13 protein-coding genes are annotated in these 16,414 nt (G+C 42.8%); 4 read left to right on the top strand and 9 right to left on the bottom strand.

Features of this window, described 5'->3' with window-relative positions:
* Nucleotides 1-4: 4 nt before the first annotated feature.
* Nucleotides 5-3,310: a LysM peptidoglycan-binding domain-containing protein gene (locus B3143_RS07745; protein ID WP_214001438.1), complete on the bottom strand. Its 3,306-nt coding sequence runs from the start codon at nucleotides 3,308-3,310 to the stop codon at nucleotides 5-7.
* Nucleotides 3,311-3,518: 208 nt separating this feature from the next.
* Between B3143_RS07745 and dnaQ the strand changes: the two genes are divergently transcribed.
* From dnaQ to nudC, 3 genes are all read left to right on the top strand, one after another.
* A complete protein-coding gene (gene dnaQ, locus B3143_RS07750; RefSeq protein WP_175967198.1) occupies nucleotides 3,519-4,892 on the top strand; it encodes a DNA polymerase III subunit epsilon in 1,374 nt (457 codons plus the stop codon).
* Nucleotides 4,893-5,018: 126 nt separating this feature from the next.
* A complete protein-coding gene (locus tag B3143_RS07755; RefSeq protein ID WP_286740037.1) occupies nucleotides 5,019-6,662 on the top strand; it encodes a chemotaxis protein in 1,644 nt (547 codons plus the stop codon).
* Nucleotides 6,662-7,441 (top strand): NAD(+) diphosphatase, encoded by a 780-nt coding sequence (gene nudC / locus B3143_RS07760; RefSeq protein WP_214001440.1) that lies wholly within the window; start codon nucleotides 6,662-6,664, stop codon nucleotides 7,439-7,441. Before B3143_RS07755 ends, nudC begins: the two co-directional genes overlap by 1 nt.
* Nucleotides 7,442-7,510: 69 nt before the next feature.
* Here nudC and B3143_RS07765 read toward each other — a convergent pair whose 3' ends face one another.
* The 4 genes from B3143_RS07765 to B3143_RS07780 form a co-directional block, all read right to left on the bottom strand.
* Complete coding sequence (locus B3143_RS07765) at nucleotides 7,511-8,389, bottom strand: alpha/beta hydrolase (RefSeq protein ID WP_214001441.1); 879 nt, start codon at nucleotides 8,387-8,389, stop codon at nucleotides 7,511-7,513.
* Nucleotides 8,379-9,071 (bottom strand): BON domain-containing protein, encoded by a 693-nt coding sequence (locus tag B3143_RS07770; RefSeq protein ID WP_004782863.1) that lies wholly within the window; start codon nucleotides 9,069-9,071, stop codon nucleotides 8,379-8,381. Before B3143_RS07770 ends, B3143_RS07765 begins: the two co-directional genes overlap by 11 nt.
* Before the next feature lie 136 nt (nucleotides 9,072-9,207).
* On the bottom strand, nucleotides 9,208-9,621 hold the full coding sequence (locus tag B3143_RS07775) for a YraN family protein (RefSeq protein WP_034170475.1): 414 nt from the start codon (nucleotides 9,619-9,621) through the stop codon (nucleotides 9,208-9,210).
* Between the two features lie 9 nt (nucleotides 9,622-9,630).
* Nucleotides 9,631-10,590: a penicillin-binding protein activator gene (locus B3143_RS07780; RefSeq protein WP_214001442.1), complete on the bottom strand. Its 960-nt coding sequence runs from the start codon at nucleotides 10,588-10,590 to the stop codon at nucleotides 9,631-9,633.
* 10 nt (nucleotides 10,591-10,600) lie between these two features.
* Here B3143_RS07780 and rsmI point away from each other — a divergent pair, with 10 nt between their 5' ends.
* Nucleotides 10,601-11,443 carry a 16S rRNA (cytidine(1402)-2'-O)-methyltransferase gene (gene rsmI / locus B3143_RS07785; RefSeq protein WP_214001443.1) on the top strand — a complete coding sequence of 281 codons (843 nt, stop codon included), beginning with the start codon at nucleotides 10,601-10,603 and terminating at the stop codon, nucleotides 11,441-11,443.
* Nucleotides 11,444-11,510: 67 nt separating this feature from the next.
* Here the strand turns inward: rsmI and B3143_RS07790 are convergent, their stop codons facing one another.
* From B3143_RS07790 to B3143_RS07805, 4 genes are all read right to left on the bottom strand, one after another.
* Nucleotides 11,511-11,762, bottom strand: coding sequence for a hypothetical protein (locus B3143_RS07790; protein WP_004782870.1), 252 nt, complete (start codon nucleotides 11,760-11,762; stop codon nucleotides 11,511-11,513).
* Between the two features lie 174 nt (nucleotides 11,763-11,936).
* Entirely contained in the window at nucleotides 11,937-13,184 is a 1,248-nt protein-coding gene (locus B3143_RS07795) for an FAD-dependent monooxygenase (RefSeq protein ID WP_214001444.1), read from the bottom strand.
* Complete coding sequence (gene ubiH, locus B3143_RS07800; RefSeq protein ID WP_214001445.1) at nucleotides 13,181-14,389, bottom strand: 2-octaprenyl-6-methoxyphenyl hydroxylase; 1,209 nt, start codon at nucleotides 14,387-14,389, stop codon at nucleotides 13,181-13,183. The genes B3143_RS07795 and ubiH overlap by 4 nt, the downstream gene beginning before the upstream one ends.
* Nucleotides 14,390-14,811: 422 nt before the next feature.
* On the bottom strand, nucleotides 14,812-15,252 hold the full coding sequence (locus B3143_RS07805) for a BLUF domain-containing protein (RefSeq protein WP_208462808.1): 441 nt from the start codon (nucleotides 15,250-15,252) through the stop codon (nucleotides 14,812-14,814).
* Nucleotides 15,253-16,414: the final 1,162 nt, after the last annotated feature.

Genomic DNA, 16,414 nt, shown 5'->3' on the forward strand with positions numbered 1-16,414 from the left:
GAAATTAATTTGGAACCTTAATCACATCACCAATACGCAATTGAGTATTGGGTTTCAGCTCATTCATTTCTGCCAGCTCATTGGTTGCCATACCATAACGGGATGCCAGACCAATCAAGGTATCGCCACGCTTCACCTTGTATTCAGTGACCAGCTTTGGAAGCTGAAGCGTTTGGCCCACACGTAAACCAGCACGTGGACTAAGATTATTCAGGCTCGCCAGATCAGTAACGGGTACTCCTACACGATTGGCAATCGCAATCAGTGATTCTCCGGATTTTACCGTATAGGATTCTGTCGCCTTAGAAGAGGCAGATTTTGTTGCGACTTTTACTACTGGCTCTTTTTTGGCAATCTGAATATCTTCATTAATTTTTAAACGCTGTCCAATCCGCACATTGCTATTGGTGCTTAGGCCGTTCAGGTCTGCCAGATAACGTAATTGTAGATGATATTGGCGGGCAATCGAGCTTAAGGTTTCACCAGATTTCACGATGTGAGTATCTGATTTGACATTGTTTTCCTGAGTCTCGGTGACCACTTCCTGCACAGGTTCAGGACTACCAGATAATTTCAGATGCTGACCCACACGCACATTTGCACTACGGGAAATATTGTTCAGGTTGGCAATCTGATCCATCGACAGATTATATTTTGCTGCAATCCCGGTCAGCGTATCACCCGATTGAACCGTATAACTGTCAGGAACCTGACTACCGGCCGGAATCTTGATGGTCTGACCAATGCGTAAGCCGCTGTTTGCAGACAGGCCATTTAACGCTGCCAGTTCAGATACCGTCAATTTACTTTGATTGGCAATGCTGTACAGGGTTTCACCACGTTTGACCTGATAGCTTTCTGTTGGCGTATGATCAACCTTAACGTTCTCAAACTTCTGTTCGATTTTTTCGGTTTTCTTGCTGCTCGCAGTCAGTTCATCAACTTCATTGAGAGGAACATTAATCTTCTGTCCGATCATCAAACTGCTACCCGCGGTTAAACCCGGAGTTAGTGCAGCAAGTTCTGCATTCGACAATGCGTAGCGATCTGCAATCAGTTTCAGATACTCACCACGTTTAACGGTATAGGACTTGGTCTGGACTTTGACAGTTTCGACTTTTTTGCTGTCTTCAACTTTCGCTTTGCTGGTACTTTCTTTTAGGGAAAGCTTTTGCCCCACAAATAAACCACTGGTCGTACTCAGATCATTATAATCAGCCAACTGTTTAACACTCAGGCCGAACTGGCTGGAAACGCTGGTCAAAGAATCATTGGCCTGAACCACATAACTTTCCGGTTTCTCTTTGGCTTTCGGTACTTCCTGTACTGGGTTGGCATCATAGAGATAAATTGTGGTGCCCACATATAATGTAGAGTTTGGATCAATCTGGTTCCATTTCGCGACATCACGCCAGTTCACGCCATTCTTCGCTGCAATCAATGCCAGATTATCGCCCGGTAAAACCTTATAGGTACTGCGCTTACCTTTCGGTGCCACAACCACAACTTCTGAATCAGTTTTTACATAGTTTTTGCCCTGATTGAGTCGAGCTTCAACTGAATCTGCACTGGTGTTTACAGCGACTTCTTTCGGATATGAGAATCCTTTGGTCAGTTCCTTGCCCTGCTGCTCGGCAATAGACTGACTGGTCTGAATTGCAGTCAGTTTGATCTTGCCATCATAAGGGTCAACAATTTCTGTGCCTGCAGGTGCCAGTGCTTTCAACTCTTCAATGACCTGTGCCTGTTCAGCTGCAGTCGCCACAGGTTGTAAAAGCTCATCCACGGTCTTATTAATTTCTTCTGCTGACACCACTTTCTGGATTTGCTGACGTTCAGCTGCGGTAATTGGTGGCTCGACCTGGATAGGCTTCACTGAAGCAACTGGCGTCACAGCAACCGGAATACGTGGCGCGCTTGGAATAGGCAATTCACTTTTTGCCGCAAATTCAGCAAGTGCTTCGGAACCACGTGGTGTGCTGACCCGTTTGGTGGTTTGTGCAGTTAGATTAGGTGTCGTCGTGGTTGACACTGCTGCTGGTGCAGTCGTAGCTGGCTTTGGTGATGTAGTCGCAGTTGGAGCTTTAGTTGCTGTTGCAGTCTTAGCAGTCGTAGTGGCAAGCACCGGCGGAGTCTGCTTGGCAGGTACGATGGTGGTACTGGTTGATGCTGGTGCTACAGTTGGATTTGGAGTTACTGTAGTGGTCGTTTTAGGCGAGTTACTGATGACAGTACCTGCCCATAAGCCGCTTGAACTAGACTGCAGTTTTTTCAGTTTTCCATCAATCGATGGACTTAAGTCAGCCGGAATCAAAATACGGCGCGGACTTTCCGGATCAATACGATCACCACGATGCCCCGGGTTAAGCTGATACAGTTCAGCACGGCTTAAACCGGTAATGGCTGCAATCTCATTTAAATTGGCTGCACCGACAGTCACTTCACGAAAGTGAGGACGGTTGGCAATTGGTGGCAAACTCACGCCATAAGTACCCGGATTTTTCACAATCTGCGCAACTGCCAGGAAACGCGGCACATAGTTCATGGTTTCCTGAGGCAGTTTCAAGGACCAGTAATCGGTAGGCAAGCCTGCGGCCTTATTACGGTTAATCGCCTGCTGGATACGGCCTGGACCGGCATTATAAGAGGCCAAAGCCAATTCCCAGGAACCAAACTGGTTATATAAGCTGCCTAGAAACTCATAAGCCGCACGAGTCGACTCAACGACATCACGACGGCCATCGTAAAGTGAGGTTTGTTTCAGACCATAAATACGGCCAGTACTTGGAATGAACTGCCATAAACCTGCTGCTGCTGCACTACTGGTCGCCGCCGGGTCATAAGAACTTTCAATGATCGGTAATAAAGCCAGCTCTGTAGGCATGCCACGGCGTTCTGCTTCTTTCACCGTATAATAGAGATAGCGCGATGCACGGGCACTCAGGCGGTCCAGATAAGGCTGACGGGAAATAAACCAGCCACGCTGTGCATCAATACGCGGATTCCAGGTATTCAGATCCATCTTGAAACCCACGGTCATCCGTTTCCAGATATCACCATGCTTCAAAATCAGTAAGCGGTCACCTTCAACCGCACGCATATCCGTTGCAGAAAGTAAATCTTCCAGCCCATCCAAACTGCTTGCATCTAGATATTGTGAGCCAACCTGCTTGCTTGACGCTTTTTGGGTCGCACTTTGTGTAGAAGAACAGCCCGTCAGTCCCAAGGAAGCGAGTGCCGTTCCAAGTACAGAAAATTTTAAAAATGTTGGTAATGCAGGCTGCCACAAAATTGCGGTTGGTTTATACATAAAGAAATCCAAACAATTCGTATATAAATTTATTTTTTAGATATGCCATTGTAGTGAAGCATGTCGTGGACACAAGGCATTAATTTACCCCGATTTCACGTTAAATGTTACAAGAAATTAAAAAAACTGGTGCATCTAGACGCATCAAGCGTATTTGCGTTATACAATATCCGCTTCAGCAAGTTCTTTTTTGATCGGATTTTAATTTATGTCTCACACTATCACGCTATATGTTGATGGCGCCTGTCGCGGCAACCCGGGTTTAGGCGGTTGGGGTGCGTACATAATTACCGAACAGCAGGAACACAAAATTTGCGGTGGCGAAGATCATACCACCAATAATCGCATGGAGCTGACCGCAGCGATCGAAGGCATCCAGTTCTGTCCAAAAGATGCCAAGCTGGTCATTTATACCGATTCCAATTATGTCAAACAAGGCATTACCGAATGGATTCATGGCTGGAAAAAGAAAAACTGGAAAGACGTTAAAAATCCGGATCTATGGCAAAAACTGGATGCCATTTGCCAAGGTCGGGATATTGAATGGCACTGGGTAAAAGGCCATGCCGGACATCCTGGCAATGAAATGGCCGATCAACTGGCTAATCAGGGCGCAGATGAAACCTTGAAAAAATCCAAATCAGTTACTGCAATCACTGAAAATAAAAAAAAATCTGAACCTGACTGGCTTCTAGACGACCCTTTCGGGCTGGATCTTGTCGATAGTGAAGAAGAACTCGAAGAGAGCATGGAAATGGCCGAAGAAAAAATGGAACGGACTGAAAATTTAGAAACAATTGAAAATACCGATGAGTCTGCTTCAGTCACTTCAGATTCAACCGAACTACATCCGCAAATTGTGATTACACCGCCGACCTTAGAGCTGCATGGCCCCCGTCAATTGATTCTGGATACGGAAACCACCGGTTTCTATTATCAGGATGGTGACCGGATCATTGAGGTGGGTGCGATCGAAATGATTAACCGGAAACTTACCGGCAGCTCAATCCATATTTATATCAATCCGAAAAAACCGGTTGGTGATTCGGTGAATGTCCACGGTATTACCGACGAGTTCCTGCAAGACAAGCCGCTGTTTGAAGAAATCTCACAGGTACTGTTTGACTATCTGCAAGGTGCCGAAATTATTGCGCATAACGCGACCTTCGATATGAACTTCCTGGATATGGAATTCAAGCGTGCAGGCTTTGTCGCACTTTCTGAAGTTTGTGAAGTAACCGATACTCTGGCAATGGCCAAATCCAAGCATCCTGGACAGAAAAACTCTCTAGATGCCCTCGTGCGTCGTTATGAAATTCCACAACGTGACCGTACCTTCCACGGTGCCTTGCTCGATGCGGAAATTCTGTCCGATGTTTATCTGGCCATGACCGGTGGACAGGTCTCTTTTGATATGGATGCCCTGTCACATACCGAAGAACAAGGTGGCAGTTCAAGCACTGTGAAAATCGAAATTGAATTGCCTGTGATTCTTCCATCAGATGAAGAACTTGCCGAACATGAGAAATGGGTCAAACAATTTGAAGAAAAGCATGGAACGCCTTGCCTTTTTGCAAAATAAAATCTAAATTTCAAGCAGTAATTTCGCTTTTAAAATACAGTTCTTCAGTTATAGTAATTCCAAAGAGGCCCCGTCCGATAAAGCGGGGCTCATATATAGAAAATACTCAAGGAAAGGTGCAGATCCATGTCTTACCAAACCTCTATACATTTTGATCCAACAGCTTTACTGATAATAAAAAATGAGGTTGATAACTCGATCAAGTTAGTCGAATCAGCAGTAAGCACCTTGGTAGAAGATCAAACTTTACCTTTTGGCATTGACGATGCATTAAATCAGTTCGAACAATGTGCACAGGTACTGGCACTGATTGATATGCCGAATCTGGCACAAATTGCTCAATATTCAGCAGAACTGATGCGCAAGATTATGGGGAATCCGGCGCAGGTCAACACTCAGGATGTGATCGCATTGAGTGAAGGCACCACCATGCTGAAACGCTATATCGAATTTATCTGCTTGCGTGAAGTGAAAATTCCGCAGTTCCTGCTCGATACCCTGAACCGTCTGGAACTTGCGCTTGGTAAACCATTGACGACCGAAGGTCAGCATATTGAACCTTTGCTTGATCTGATTACTCCAGACTTCCAGTTACCCCAAGTACCAGGTCTGGAAAAATCCAAATATGTGCAACGCCTGTATAAGCTGTCTCTTAACAAACTGCTAAAACAGGAAGAAAGCGAGATGGATCTGCAAGCGATCAAACTGGTCGGTACTTATCTGGCAGGTCTTTCAGCAAATCATCCAAGCAAGCAATACTGGCATCTGGTGCATGTTGCTTTTGATAATATTGATCACCTGCTCATCAATGAACCACGTTTGCGTACTTTAATCAGTATTGAACGCAACATGGCGCAGTACTTTAGTTCACCCAACAGCTTCAAAGCCTCTCTGTCCGATCTGGCAAATGTATTAAGCTTATGTATCAGTCAGGAAGATGCAACTGCACAGCAAATCCGTAGCCAGCTGAATATTGGTGATGATCTACTGACAGATATGCAACTTCAGGTGTTCAGCCGTCACCTATATGGTCCGGACTTTGAAACCATGCATACCATTAGCGAGCTGGTGACTGCGGAAATGACCCAGATCCGCAATGATATCGAATATAACTATCAGCACATGACACCTGAAAAAACGCAGGAACTCCAGACTCAGCTGAATAGCTTGGCCAATATCTTCAAGGTTCTGAACCTGAACGAAGCCTATCATGATTTAAACCGTCAGGCAGCTTCACTCAGCCAGGCGGATATTCTGAAAGATGAGTCTTTTGCCCAGCAGTTGATGAATGTGATTCTGTCCGCGATGAACTCGATTGGTGTATTGGAACGTCACCATACTTCGAGCCGTCTGCAGCTACGTGTGAATAACATGAATATCTCATTGGATCGTCTGGACGAAGCACATAACGCTTTGTTAAATGAAACCAAGGCACTGATTGAATTATCTAGCCAGATTCTGACTGATTATCTGCAGGATCAAGATCTGACCAAACTCGAACCTGTACCCATCCAGTTCTGTGAAATTGGCGGTGCTATGCTGTTCCTGAATGCTGAACATGTGAAAGCTGCATTCAATACAACTGCCCTGTTTATCAAAAACCGTATTGAACAGTCGGTTGCATTAACACCAGCAGAAATTCATCATGCGCTGGATGCATTGGCTAGTGCCGATATGATGATCGATAACTTAAAGAATAAACAGCCTGTATTACAGTCCATGTTTAAGGTAGCATTAGACAGTAGTGAGAAACTGAAAATCGTTGCCTAATGTCTAAAAAATTATCACTTGCTTATATTTTCCAGCAGCAACAGTTGCTGGTCGACCAACACTTTCAACTGCCTCAAGTTGAAGCTCTGGCAAGTGATTTGCTGCTGAATCCGGGTGATCAGGTGATTGCCCGTGATCTTCTTCCAGATGAGCCAACTCCTGAAGGCTTGCAACTGGTTCCAGTCCGTCAATTATTACAGTTCTGGAATGTTCAGCAATTTGAACAGGCCAGCCGTGCTGTGCAACTATTGGAATGGCGCCGAAATCACAAGTTCTGTAGCCACTGTGGCACCCCGACTAAAGCCCATGCTATTGAATATGCCATGGTTTGCCCAGCTTGCCATTATCGTCAGTATCCAAGGGTGCAACCTTGTGTGATTACCGTGATTACCCGTGGTGAAGATGAAATTTTGCTGGCTAAAAATGCACGTAATACCAAAAGCCAGATGTATGGCCTGATTGCCGGATTTGTCGAAGTTGGGGAAACGCTTGAAGAAGCGGTACGTCGCGAGACGCTGGAAGAAGTCGGCTTGAAAGTGAAAAATATCCAGTATCTGGCTAGTCAGCCCTGGCCCTTCCCGAGTAATCTGATGATTGCCTTCAAAGCAGAATATGCTGGCGGTGAGCTGCAATTGCAGGAAGAAGAAATTAGCGACGCGAAATTCTTTAAATTTAATCAGCTGCCGGAAATTCCATTTAAAGGCAGTATTGCCCATGCCATGATCATGCATGTGACTCAAGGTACACCGGTCGCAGATGATACCCGTGAATGGCTCTAAGGTTTTCAACTAAAAAAGCCCGGTTTTTATACCGGGCTTTTTTGTGAGAATTACCAAAATCACAGATATTCATTTAAAAGTATCTTCTAGCGCCCACATCACACGTGGCTTGGTTTCAAAGAACCGGCTAAACAAACTGGACAATGAACCAATCATTGTAATATGGCCCAGTTTCGGAATCGTAATCAGCTCGCTATGATTGCCATGGTCTTTTAATACCCGATCCAGATCCTGACTGTTAAAATGACCGACAATATTGTCCCGCTCTGCCATGAACAGATAATGTTTGGTGGAGGTATTTTCCACAAAATAATATGGCATCACCTGCTGATACGGAATCGACTGGTCAAAAGCATCGGCACAGATTGGATCATCTTTATAGTTAAAATGATACGGTCCTGCCAGACCAATAATGGCGCGGATCTGTTCCCGCTCAATCATGGCCTTTTGTGGATGGTATAGCGCTGACATGACATTAAATGCCCCGGCTGAATGTCCCATCAAGACCAGATTTTCCGTAGAAACATTTAACTGGCCTGCATGCTGCTGCAAATGATTTAGCAACAGATGCAGGTCATTGATATAGATCGGGAAAATGTGTTCAGGCGCTAGGTGATAGTTCATCACCACCACATCATAGCCTTCTTTGGCAAAGGCCTCGCCAATGAAATGGTAATCCTTTTTATCACCGTGCAGCCAGGCACCACCATGGACAAAGACAATCAGGGGGCGATGCGCTAAAGGCTGATGACTTAAAAACAGATCAAAACGTTGACGGGCTTTTAAGCCATAGGCTAACTGGGTTTCAACACTATAACCCTGTTTTGGGGTTAAACGGTTCAGCGCATAACTGCCAAAATCATAGATCCGGAAATCTTTATAACGTTGCTGGACTTCAAGGATCCGGTCTGACAGCTGCGTTTTAAATTGACCGACCTTATGGAACATCAGTCGGTTCAACTGTATCAGGATCAATGGCGACTGGAGTCTGTTCAACACCCGACTGTGCATAAGATGCAGGCGCTGCAAAATTCTGGTTAGTATTATAACCAGAGCGCTGATCCACGTTGTCGATGAGCGTGACAATTTTTGTGATATTCCCCACTTGTTGCAGCACCTGATTCAGGTCATCGATTTCTGCACTATTCAGACGTCCCATCACATACAGCACACCATCTTCAGTATGCACATGCACTTTACTGTCAGATACCACCGGTGCTTTCATAATCAGGCCACGGGTATTCGCCGTCACGGCGGTATCCTGCATGATCGTAGTGTAGCTGCTCTGGTTACCCACAGTAATAAAATTATGCACCGCTTTGACGTCACTCATGGATTTGACATTATCTTCTGCCAATTGCTTGAGATGCGCATCCGGCACCTGCCCGGTCAACAGGACATTGCCATGGAAGCTTTCAATATTGACCCTTGACTGTTTAAAACGTGAATCCAGTTTATAAAGATTAATTTTTGCAGTACGTACAATAGAAGAATCGATAAATACCTGTCCTAGCGTCCGAGCTCCATTTTCGGTACCTACAGGAGCAGTACCAGTACCGCTAGAAATAAAGCTGGCACAACCCGATAAACTTGCGACACACAGCATTGTTATTGCAATACGCTTAACCACTCAGCAAGACTCCTTAATTTTAATCAGTCTTATTTCAATATAATAATCTGTTTTTTCAAGGCCAGATGTTCTTCATCATACTTGAACTTTCCCATGATGCTGCAAATTTTATCTACCGCATCAGATCTTATTTTATTCAAAGATTAATAAACTCTTGATCAAAAGTAAAAGCATTTTCAAACCAGTGCAGATCATAAGGGTATTGAGAAAAATCATGCTGTATGGTTTTTGCAAAATACCGATTAAAATCAAAACAAATCACATCAAAACGATAGTAATAATGTGCAAACTGTGGATTTTTTTGAATAAAACATACAGCCGTTTGTAGGACTTTTCGTTGCTTGGCAGAGGAAACCGATTCAAAAGCCAATGCATAAGCTGTTTTAGCCCGTGCTTTTACCTCGACAAAGACCAGTTCCTGCTCACGCTGCATGACCAGATCAAGTTCACCATAGCGACTATGCCAGTTTCTGGCAATGAGCTGAAAGTCTTGTTGCTGCATTAGTTGGGCAGCTTGTTGTTCTGCCCATGCACCTAATTGTTTCTGCATCGTTGACCCTTATAGTGCCTTGAGACCTTTGGCACTCTGCTGAAAACAGGACGGCGTACGTTGTATGCCCTGATCCGATACCCGAATCATTCCAGTACGACCCTGGAATTCAATATTGCGTATTTTTTTATTGTTTAAATAATACTGGGTGATTTGCCAGGCATCACCACCAAAAGCAATCAAACGCTGATAGGACATATTCACCGGTGCCTGTTGATAAGCCTGCATCACATCAGGCCAGTTAGCAAAATAAAGTACCGGCACATCGCAGAACTTGATGCCTCGTGGCGGAGCATGCTGTTCATTAATTGCATTCGCGACTGTGTAAATCCGTTTATGTCCTAAACCCTGTAAGGATGCCAGCCAGTCCGCATTGCCGAGCAATAGGATCCCCTGCTTGCTCTTCAGAAAAAATGGCGGCTTCTGGATCATTTCCAGTTGCAGTTCACTCTGGCTAAGTAGTGACATCAGCAAGAGTTCATGTTCTGACTCACTGCCCGGTTGACGCAGCACAAACAGTTGCTGAATCCCATCTAGCGCAATCTGCTTCTGTAAGGCAGCTGCATCTTCTTTTTTCGACAGGCTAAATTGCCAGATATTTGGGGCCGTGAGGCTAGTTTCATTCAAACTCAGTGTACGAATCTTGGGTTTAGTCTGCACCAACTGCTCTACATCCTGACGTGCCAAAGGACCAATCACCATTTGCGTCTTTTTACTGACATGCTGTTTGAGTAATTGAGAGATTTTTTTCTGGTCTGAATTGACCCATTTCAATGGTACTTTCTGTCCGGACGCCATATACGCACTGAGAAATCCTTGCTTGATACTTGAAGCGGCTCGCGCCAAGGGGCCGGTTTCAGGTAGAATAATCAGCACTTCCGCTTGTACGCTGCTGACGCAGGCCAGTAACCCCAAGCCCAAAATTTTATTTTGAATCTTCCATTTTTTATTATTCGATTTATTCCACATGGAGAAACCTATGAGTGCTCAGTTATTTGTTGTTGCGACTCCAATCGGGCACTTAGATGATATTAGTTATCGTGCAATTAATGTATTGAAATCGGTGAGTCTTATTGCAGCTGAGGATACACGAACTTCTGCACAATTACTTAAACACTTTAATATTCAAACACCTTTGACAGCCTGTCATGAACATAATGAAAGCAACAAGATTGATCAGCTGATTCAACGCCTGCTCAATGGTGAAGATATGGCATTGATCAGTGATGCAGGCACACCACTGATTAGCGATCCAGGATTCAAGTTTGTCCGTGCTGCACAAGAACATAATATTCGTGTGGTGCCTGTGCCGGGTGCATGCGCTGCAATTGCCGCTTTAAGCGCAGTAGGTTTACCGAGTGATCGTTTCAGCTTTGAAGGTTTTTTACCGTCTAAACAAAGTCAGCGACTCTTGACTCTGGAAAAACTGAAAGATGAAACCCAGAGCTTAATTTTCTATGAAGCACCACACCGCATTCTGGAATGTGTTAAAGATCTGGCAGCGGTATTCGGTACAGAGCGTCCTGTAGGTTTTGCCCGTGAAATTACCAAGACCTTTGAAACCATCAAGAAAATGACACTGGGTGAACTGGTTGAATTTGTTGCCAATGACCATAACCAGCAAAAAGGTGAAATCGTACTGGTGATTGGCGGTTCTATCGAAGAGAAAGATCTGGATCAGGAAAAACTGGATAAATTGTTACTGCGTTTATTACAAGATCTGTCTGTCAAAGCAGCTTCACAACTGGCTGCAGATTTGACCGGGATCAAGAAAAAAATTGCCTATCAACGTGCTTTGGAACTAACCTCTGCCAACGATTAATTTTTCTTTACTCATAAAAACACCACAATCAATGTGGTGTTTTTTTATTTGCTAATATCAAGTGCAATTATTCTCTTGCAACGGATTCATCAGCTGGAACTTCAGTAATACGGCCACCACTTGCCAGAAAAGCTGCAATTTCATCCTCAAGTGCCTGACGTTTTTTCTGCTTAGCAGTTACAGTCAAAGTTTCAGCTTCTAATACGTCTGTATCATTCACAACTTCTTCGCTACTTGCAGCACCTTTTTCTGCTGCTTTTGCTTCATCGTCGTCGATTACAGGATCTTCTACATCATCATAATCATTTACGTCTGTCATTTTGCTCTCCCCACAAACGGCTTCGCTTTTATCTATTGAACCAAGCTTTAAATTAACTGAAATTTAGCAATCTCTTTGGTCTTCGCCTAGCCCTAATTTTCAAAAAATCGTATCTTTTTTAAACAAAATAGTTACTCTTTATAGATGTTTGTTTAAAAAATTTACATTCTGCCACTAGGTTGAATAACGTGTATCTTTGAGTAAACTTAAACCATTCGCCTGAGCCATAAATGCATCTTTCAGGACTGCCTGTTGCTCTACCTGTTTCAGCCCGAAATTACGTGCCCACACCACTGGGAAAAGCTCAGTAGTTTCCATCCAGCCAATCGCCGACATGCTATGCATCATCGCATCATTCTGGCCTTTACGACGATGCTCATAACGTTTTAAGGTCTGCACATGGGCCCACACTCCACGCGCTTTGTCATGTAGCAACACCTCACAAAGTACAGCAGCATCCAGACAGCCGATATTAACCCCTTGTCCAGCAAGCGGATGAATCACATGCGCAGCGTCACCAATTAATGCTAAGCCATCTTGTACATACTGCTGTGCAGCACGAGCTTTGAGTGGGAATTTAGCTCGCGGTGTCGCTTCCAGCACTTCGCCCAGCATATGATAGCTTTCACGGGTCAATAGTTGAGTGAAGTCAGCATCTGATAATGCTACATATTCATCGGCATAATCATCAGGTAATGTCCAGACTATGGATTGCCAGTGGCCTTGCTCTTCTTCTTTAAGACCTGCCATTGGCAGATAAGCCAAAGGACCGGTTTCCAGAAAAATCTGACGAGCCACATGCTGATGCGGCTGGGCTGTTCTAATTGCACAGCTGATTCCAGCCTGTTTATAGTCCAGTACATCGATATCGATAAAGGCTTGTTCACGTACAAAGGAGTTCGCGCCATCTGCGCCAATGACCAACTTGGTTTTGAGCTGGGTGCCGTCTGTCAGATGAATGATCCAGACATTTACACCACGTTCCACCCGGCTAACTTTGACCTGTGTGCGGTAATCTTGCACCTCTTCAAGCATCTTTTGCTGTATGGCCAGATTCAGGATACTCGGTTCTACCATCGAGCCTAGCGCCTGCTCTACAGAAGGTGTCCTTTCTGAAGAATGACCAAAGTTAATTTCACCGTAGCCATTTTTATTCCAGACCTGCATTCCAGTATATGGCTGCTGGCGTGCAAGTTTGTCCCACACACCCACGGTTTTTAATAAATGAATGGTCGCCTGACTTAAAGCCAAAACCCGCGGATTGGCTACGCTTAAAGTTTTGTCTGCATCCAGAATAGGCGCAGCATCCAGCACAGTAGCTTGCACACCACCTTGAGCAAGTAATAAAGCTGTCAGGCCACCTACTAGCCCACCACCAACAATGACAACATCTAATACACCAGAACTCGGATTCAGACTCATGCTTTTAACCCCATGGCATAGTTAGCGACCAGTGGCTTGATGCCAGGAATAGTATCAAAAGCAATCAGTCCGGTATTACGGATCAGTTTCAAGAATGGATTCTGATTACTAAAACCACGTACGACTGAATCACAGAACTTGATCACTCTTTGCTGATCATTCAAGCGGGATTTCTCATAGTCTTGTAATACCGCTGCATCACCTAAGTCTGCGCCTTGTGACTGCTGCTCTTTCAGGTAGCGCACCAATACATGTGCATCTCGCATACACAGGTTAAAACCCTGACCCGCTACTGGATGAATCGTATGTGCAGCATTACCCATCAAGACCACGCGGCCCACAGCCTGTTTTTCTGCTAATACTTGGGACAATGGAAAACTGAAGCGCTTGCCTGTTTTCTGGAATTTACCGGCACGATCGCCATAGGTTTCTTGTAAGGCGTTCAGGAAATGCTGGTCATTTTCCTCACCCAGCCATTCTCCTTCCGTTCCTTTCTTCACAGGCCAGACGACAGAACGACGATATTCACCTGGAAGTGGTAATAAGGCTAATGGTCCTAGGTGGCTAAAGCGTTCAAAGCCAACATGATTATGCGGTTTAGAAGTTTGAACGGTAGTGACAATGGCGACCTGATCATAGTCATGCTCTGAAGCCCCAATGCCAAGCGCTTTACGACAGAAAGAATCACGCCCATCAGCAGCAATCACCACTTTGGATTGAAGTCTCAATAAAGCATCACCACGTTGTGCTTCAAGATAAGCAAACTCAGCATCTTGAGTCAGAGAGCTGACCTGAACCCCATCAATCAGTTCAATGAGTGGTTCTTTTTTGACTTGAGTTAATAGCACACGACCTAGCCAGGCATTTTCAATCACTTGGCCAAAGCTTTCGACTTTTTCCTGTTCTGCAATTAAGCGCGCCTTACCAAAACTGCCCTGCTCAGTGATATTCACTTCAAGAATCGGCGTTGCATGTTCCTGCAAGGCATCCCAAAGCTCAAGTTCCTGATAAATCTGTACACTACGACGTGACAAGGCACTATTACGTGCATCAAAGCTGGAATGATAGGGTGCAAGGTTTACATCATCATAATCTGGATATTTGATCGCTTCCAAAAGTTTGACTGCAATATTGGTTTTGGCCAACATCAGCGCGAGACTCAAGCCGACCATACCACCACCGACAATGATGACTTCTTGTTGCATGCTGTAATCCTTTTAATATCGTATCTATATACATAGATACTTATAATCATGATGAATTTTATATTAGCCTAAAAAATTTCTTTTTTATAATAAATTAGGTAGCGGTTTCGAAGCGAAGTCTGCTTGTGGTTAATTTATAGCTAACCTCAACGGCCTACTTAAATTTTTCAAAATACAGAAGTGTCGTCTGCCTGATGAAAAGCAGAAGAATTTTGCACTGATTGTTAGGTTTAAAAGCTTGGCTTGGTATGAAATGATAAGGATGAGATCTGGATATATTTTTTTGAATTAACAATATTTATGTTTTTGAATTTATAAAGTATTTTTTATTTAACTTATTTAAAGTAAATACTCATTTTAAAAAATTTTTAAAAAATCATACGATGCAGGGCTAAAGCTTATATCGCATGATGATGTAAGGATTAACTTGCTTTCAATGTATAGGCATGGTCATTCAAACTTGCCAATATCTGAATAAATTGAGGAATGGTCTCGGCATTCAAGGTATAAGGATTGAATTCATCCAGATTATGTTCGGCAAAGAATCCAAGAATATCCTGATGGATATTGGCATATTTCATATGCCAGTCTGAGAAGAGTCGATCATTTACATCTTCAAAATACAGTACTTCACAATTTTTATGTCGAGGATCTTTCAAGATTTTTTTATAGAACAGATCTTCAATCTTGTTCCTATCTCCTTCCAGACATTGAACAAAGTAACCATTCCCATAATACAGAGCCCCAAAAATCGCATTACGTGAATTGAAATTCAACGCTTCTGTAAGAATATTGAATAGATCATTCATTGGATCTTCGCAATCATACAACTTACTAACATATAAAAGTCTTGCGTTGCTCATTGTCTACCTCAATATTTTAGATTATGTACATTACTCAATATTTTTCCGTTTAATATATATAACTGATTTTATAAAAATTTTCTATGATTATATACAAAATAATTTATCGAATAGTAAAATAACTTGAAAAATAAAATGAATTTTTATATAAATTCAGTCACTTGCTTTTAATATGCATTTTCCAAATATTTCTACATTAAAAAGCTTCAAAATTTTGCTATTTGAGATCTACCATCAAGTATCAGTTTTTTTACTTTCTAAATGCTCATGTAATTTGAGCACCAGATATCTTTGTCAGAACAGCAGCAAGCCAGCAAAAATGTAAATCAGCGATTTGTTCTCGATCAGTAGTGCAACCGCTACAAATACAATAGCAAAGATGAAGGAAAAGATTAAATGAGTCTTGCTACTCTACTTAGAAACGACAGTCTAAGTCGAGCTCAAGCAACTTATTAAGCATGGACATTCTTCTTCCTCTTTTCTCAAAATATTTTTAAAGGTTAACTGTTTTAAATTTCTAAACGATACAAAAAACATGCCTATTTAATAATCAATCCTGTAGTCTTTGACTTACAGTCATTCAAGTCCTTTACTACTATTTTAGTTAAATGAATTTTCATATGATGATTTCATCAGGAACAGGAAGTCCCACATAAGAATAACAATAGATAGGCACAAGGACGGTAAGGTACGACAGGAGTTATACCAAGCTAACCAATATGAAAAACCCCGGCAGGATACCGGGGTTTTTTATTATCTAATGATTAAAAATTTGAATATAGTAACAAGGTTTCTGAACAGAAATCTTAGCAATCACTACTACCTATATCTTTCATCTACTTATAGAAAATTCCCAAATTTTGGTGTGAAGTTGATAATGTATACGTGATCTTTGAATTAATTCATCAATGGTTTCTGGAATTTCTTTTATTAAGCTGAGTACTTTTACTTTTTATTAAACTTTTGAAACATATTTGAAAGGGGCTAATAAATAATAATAATTAATAAAAAATTCAATTTTCATTTATTTAAAATACTCTAGCAAACAATCGAATTCTCGTAAAATAGGCTACTTTTATATAAAAATAACCGTAATAATTTTAGATTAAATAATCAGTAATATTCACGGTCTTTCACTAGGTATGGCAGAGTAAAACTTGAA

It is taken from the genome of Acinetobacter sp. UBA1496, from assembly GCF_002324975.1.
GTDB classification, from domain to species: Bacteria; Pseudomonadota; Gammaproteobacteria; order Pseudomonadales; family Moraxellaceae; genus Acinetobacter; species Acinetobacter variabilis.

Excerpts from the sequence above, each read along its gene's own strand:
- rsmI (WP_214001443.1), top strand. The coding sequence starts at position 10,601 with ATGAGTGCTCAGTTATTTGTTGTTGCGACTCCAATCGGGCACTTAGAT.
- B3143_RS07805 (WP_208462808.1), bottom strand. The coding sequence starts at position 15,252 with ATGAGCAACGCAAGACTTTTATATGTTAGTAAGTTGTATGATTGCGAA.
- B3143_RS07755 (WP_286740037.1), top strand. The coding sequence starts at position 5,019 with ATGTCTTACCAAACCTCTATACATTTTGATCCAACAGCTTTACTGATA.
- dnaQ (WP_175967198.1), top strand. The coding sequence starts at position 3,519 with ATGTCTCACACTATCACGCTATATGTTGATGGCGCCTGTCGCGGCAAC.
- B3143_RS07780 (WP_214001442.1), bottom strand. The coding sequence starts at position 10,590 with ATGTGGAATAAATCGAATAATAAAAAATGGAAGATTCAAAATAAAATT.
- B3143_RS07745 (WP_214001438.1), bottom strand. The coding sequence starts at position 3,310 with ATGTATAAACCAACCGCAATTTTGTGGCAGCCTGCATTACCAACATTT.
- B3143_RS07790 (WP_004782870.1), bottom strand. The coding sequence starts at position 11,762 with ATGACAGACGTAAATGATTATGATGATGTAGAAGATCCTGTAATCGAC.
- B3143_RS07765 (WP_214001441.1), bottom strand. The coding sequence starts at position 8,389 with ATGTTCCATAAGGTCGGTCAATTTAAAACGCAGCTGTCAGACCGGATC.
- ubiH (WP_214001445.1), bottom strand. The coding sequence starts at position 14,389 with ATGCAACAAGAAGTCATCATTGTCGGTGGTGGTATGGTCGGCTTGAGT.
- B3143_RS07775 (WP_034170475.1), bottom strand. The coding sequence starts at position 9,621 with ATGCAGAAACAATTAGGTGCATGGGCAGAACAACAAGCTGCCCAACTA.
- B3143_RS07795 (WP_214001444.1), bottom strand. The coding sequence starts at position 13,184 with ATGAGTCTGAATCCGAGTTCTGGTGTATTAGATGTTGTCATTGTTGGT.
- nudC (WP_214001440.1), top strand. The coding sequence starts at position 6,662 with ATGTCTAAAAAATTATCACTTGCTTATATTTTCCAGCAGCAACAGTTG.